Source organism: Bartonella sp. AP88XZML (genome assembly GCF_042195565.1).
Lineage (GTDB): Bacteria > Pseudomonadota > Alphaproteobacteria > Rhizobiales > Rhizobiaceae > Bartonella.
The window spans coordinates 1-3,045 of sequence record NZ_JBHIOQ010000050.1; the positions used below are offsets into that span (position 1 = coordinate 1).

General features: G+C 39.8%; 6 protein-coding genes and 1 pseudogene. 3 read left to right on the forward strand and 4 right to left on the reverse strand.

All coding sequences use genetic code 11. The features are described 5' to 3' along the window. Positions 1-655 (forward strand): annotated as a pseudogene (locus ACFIK2_RS06895) (hypothetical protein); the annotation flags it as partial. A gap of 87 nt (positions 656-742) precedes the next feature. On the opposite strand, the gene ACFIK2_RS06900 reads toward ACFIK2_RS06895, so the two are convergent. The 3 genes from ACFIK2_RS06900 to ACFIK2_RS06910 form a co-directional block, all read right to left on the reverse strand. After that, entirely contained in the window at positions 743-1,030 is a 288-nt protein-coding gene (locus ACFIK2_RS06900; RefSeq protein ID WP_126602638.1) for a HigA family addiction module antitoxin, read from the reverse strand. 17 nt (positions 1,031-1,047) lie between these two features. Next, on the reverse strand, positions 1,048-1,326 hold the full coding sequence (locus ACFIK2_RS06905) for a type II toxin-antitoxin system RelE/ParE family toxin (protein ID WP_375640091.1): 279 nt from the start codon (positions 1,324-1,326) through the stop codon (positions 1,048-1,050). A 68-nt stretch (positions 1,327-1,394) separates the two neighbouring features. Continuing rightward, entirely contained in the window at positions 1,395-1,655 is a 261-nt protein-coding gene (locus tag ACFIK2_RS06910) for a type II toxin-antitoxin system HigA family antitoxin (RefSeq protein ID WP_375640089.1), read from the reverse strand. Positions 1,656-1,774: 119 nt separating this feature from the next. Here ACFIK2_RS06910 and ACFIK2_RS06915 point away from each other — a divergent pair, with 119 nt between their 5' ends. Continuing rightward, positions 1,775-2,050: a type II toxin-antitoxin system RelE/ParE family toxin gene (locus ACFIK2_RS06915; protein WP_208435033.1), complete on the forward strand. Its 276-nt coding sequence runs from the start codon at positions 1,775-1,777 to the stop codon at positions 2,048-2,050. Positions 2,051-2,080: 30 nt separating this feature from the next. After that, positions 2,081-2,407 carry a HigA family addiction module antitoxin gene (locus ACFIK2_RS06920; protein ID WP_273791640.1) on the forward strand — a complete coding sequence of 109 codons (327 nt, stop codon included), beginning with the start codon at positions 2,081-2,083 and terminating at the stop codon, positions 2,405-2,407. Positions 2,408-2,452: 45 nt separating this feature from the next. Here ACFIK2_RS06920 and ACFIK2_RS06925 read toward each other — a convergent pair whose 3' ends face one another. Then, positions 2,453-2,971 carry a Rha family transcriptional regulator gene (locus ACFIK2_RS06925; protein ID WP_375640088.1) on the reverse strand — a complete coding sequence of 173 codons (519 nt, stop codon included), beginning with the start codon at positions 2,969-2,971 and terminating at the stop codon, positions 2,453-2,455. Positions 2,972-3,045 lie beyond the last annotated feature (74 nt).

Sequence of the window (3,045 nt, forward strand, 5' to 3'; positions counted from 1 at the left end):
TGGGAAAATTGAATGGCCCGTCTGGGTCACCGATAAAACCAAAGTTGAGATCCAAGCATGGGGTGGTGGGGGTAGTGGTGGTAGAGCGTTTGGGATAGGATTAGGAGGAGGTGGTGGAGGTGGTGGTTGTTCCGTCTGGTATGGCTATAAAGTCAGTTTAAACGGTCACGAGGATATCATCATTGGTAAAGGAGGGGCTTCTATTGCAAAGAATTTTGTAAGCGGTAAGCCTGGAGAAACAACAACCATTGGCAAAAATTTTATTACCGCTACCGGAGGAAAGGGTGGTGGGGGAGCTGACGCCCGTATCTCTCACTCGATTACTGGGAGTACGACTTCCTTCTATTCAGGCTCTGGTGGTGCTGGAGGCGTGGGAGGAAACTTTGGTTTAGCAACGGATGACCACCTAGGAATTGCCAAAGGCGGAAATGGTTATGCTGGGACAAGCGGAATCAATGGAAAAACAAGCGGTAATGGCGGTGATGCTGGAGGCGATACATCAAGAGGAGGCTCTGGAGGACTAGGCAAAGGTTCCTATAGTTCAGGAAAAGCAGGGCGTGGCTTTGGTGGTGGGGGTGCTGGTGCTCATGGAAATTCCTCTCCAAGCGGTGCTGGTGCTGATGGCGCTGTCCTTATAAGATTATGGAAAGATTAAATGGTTATAAAAAACCACAAGAGAAAGATGATCAAAACTAAGCTATAATATTACATTCAGAAAGCATTCCAATACGATAGAACGGAACTAACAAGAACTCGTGAAAAGAGGATGTATTTTAGGTTGTTTATGTTTTAGAGCTTGCGCTAAATCATAATTTGCCTGCATAGCTAGCCAAGCACGTGCAGTACTCACACCAGCCATTTCAAGCCTAATAGCGAGATTGGGACTAATAGCGGCTTTCCCATTTAAAACCCTAGAAAATGCTACACGAGACATACCAAGCCGTTCGGCTGTTTCACTAACAGATAAGCCAAGTTCTGCGATTACATCTTCACGCAAGAGTTCACCAGGGTGTGGAGGGTTTTTCATCATTTTTTAGCTCTCCTTATTTAATGATAATCTAGATAATCAACCAATTCGACATCTATACCAACAAAACGGAATATTACACGCCAATTTCCATTTACTGTAATTGACCAATAGCCCTTAAGATCACCTTTTAGAGGATGTAATCGAAAGGACGGATAATTCAAATCATTTGGTGATATAGCTACGTCAAGAGCACCTAGAATACGCCTTAACTTTTGAGTATGAGCAGACTGAATTCCTTTTGTAATGCCAGTATTGTAGAAGGCTTCAAGCCCTTTATGTTTAAATCCCAAAATCATAACATATTGTATCGTGTATAGTTACCAAATACAAGAAAAAATTTCATAAATCCTAATAAAATGCCTTATCATTGATTTAAATAACCAATCACAGAAACAAGATCTTTAGCTGTTAAGTTCATTTGTTCCATTCTAAATTTAATAGCTTCAATCGGGTGAGGAGGAGAAACAGGATAGTGTTCTGCTTCATACGCTTCAATCAACAACACAAGAACCTCCATTTGATCAAATTCTGGAGTATTCTCTTTAGGTTGATTGTCAAACATTGCAGACACAATTTCTAAAGCTTCTTGGTACTCCCTCTCAGCACGAATTGGTTTGATATTCATTTCTTAAATTCCTTTAGTTCTACAGTATTGGCATCAATCATATTAAATTGTAACATTTTTGTTGACGTATGTCACTTAATACATTACATTTTATTTAAAATAAAATTGTTGAGTTTGTTATGATCAAAACATTTAAAAATAAAGACCTACAATCTCTCTGGGAAACAGGAAAAAGTAAGATTGATAGCAGGCTTCAACAGCGTATTATTCGCCGTCTTGATACCCTTGACGCAGCTTCTCAAGTTAGTGATATCAATGTACCAGGTTATAATTTTCATATGCTTAAAGGCTTTACTCCAACTCGCTACACAATTCATATCAATGGTCCTTGGTGTATCACTTTTGAATTTAAAGACAGACACGTTTACCATGTTGATCTAGAGCAATACCACTGAAGGTTTTAAGATTTGTAAAGGAAACTATCCATGACCACACGTAATCCTAATCGTTGTCCTTCTCATCCAGGAGAAATTTTAGCTGAATCCTTAGAACATTTAAATGCAAGCAAAACCGAAATTGCTAGGATTCTTCAAATATCACGCCAGCACTTGCACGGTATCCTTAAAGGAGAACGTCCAGTCACAGCTGTAACAGCAGCTCGCATTGGTAAATTGTTAGGAAATGGACCAGCCCTTTGGCTACAGCTTCAAGCCAATTATGATACATGGCATGCCTTGAGGGACATTGATGTCTCTTCTATTCCAACATTAACAGCTAATAAAGTGGATATACAAATGGAACAGAGCCATTAACTACCTCCCCGCCTCAAGGCGAGGAGATAAAATCATGTTTTTAACTTAAGCTACTTTTGCAACAGGGCTTACTAAAACTCGCTTGGCTTCTTCAACAAGCGTTTTATAATGTTTGCTCTCTTCTGCTAATGTAAAGGCTTTAACAAGATGCATGTGAAGCGGTCCATAAATATAAACAGCTTTTTCAGTAGGTCCCATTTCATCCCAGTTGCTTGGAAAATCAAAGCGTGTATCACGGTCATTATCAATTAACTGGTTTTTTAAATCATAGAAAGCTTTAACGAGTGCTTTTTTAAACGCACGCACCGTATCATTGTTACGCATATAGGTCATGAGTAGAGTTGCTTGCGGTTCATTGAGGATAGCAACTTCTCTCTTTTGTCTTCCGCCTCTGGTTCCAAAGGGTAGCATTTCAAATGCGACCCTTCCAAATTCTTCAAAGTCTTCAATATTTTGACGTACCAGCTGTATAACTGTTTTATGCCTATTCCCAACACCCTCAGCAATTTTTAAAGAGGTTGTGACAGCAATACCAGCATTGTTGATTGTTACTAAATTGTTCATGATGAACTCCTTGTTGACTAATGTTTTTGATTGACACTCAATGAAGAATGCCGGGTGCTCAAAAACACGGCAAC

What these genes read in the sequence shown, in the direction of transcription:
- ACFIK2_RS06900 (WP_126602638.1), bottom strand. Translation starts at nt 1,030, where the DNA reads ATGATGAAAAACCCTCCACACCCTGGTGAACTCTTGCGTGAAGATGTA.
- ACFIK2_RS06905 (WP_375640091.1), bottom strand. Translation starts at nt 1,326, where the DNA reads ATGATTTTGGGATTTAAACATAAAGGGCTTGAAGCCTTCTACAATACT.
- ACFIK2_RS06910 (WP_375640089.1), bottom strand. Translation starts at nt 1,655, where the DNA reads ATGAATATCAAACCAATTCGTGCTGAGAGGGAGTACCAAGAAGCTTTA.
- ACFIK2_RS06915 (WP_208435033.1), top strand. Translation starts at nt 1,775, where the DNA reads ATGATCAAAACATTTAAAAATAAAGACCTACAATCTCTCTGGGAAACA.
- ACFIK2_RS06920 (WP_273791640.1), top strand. Translation starts at nt 2,081, where the DNA reads ATGACCACACGTAATCCTAATCGTTGTCCTTCTCATCCAGGAGAAATT.
- ACFIK2_RS06925 (WP_375640088.1), bottom strand. Translation starts at nt 2,971, where the DNA reads ATGAACAATTTAGTAACAATCAACAATGCTGGTATTGCTGTCACAACC.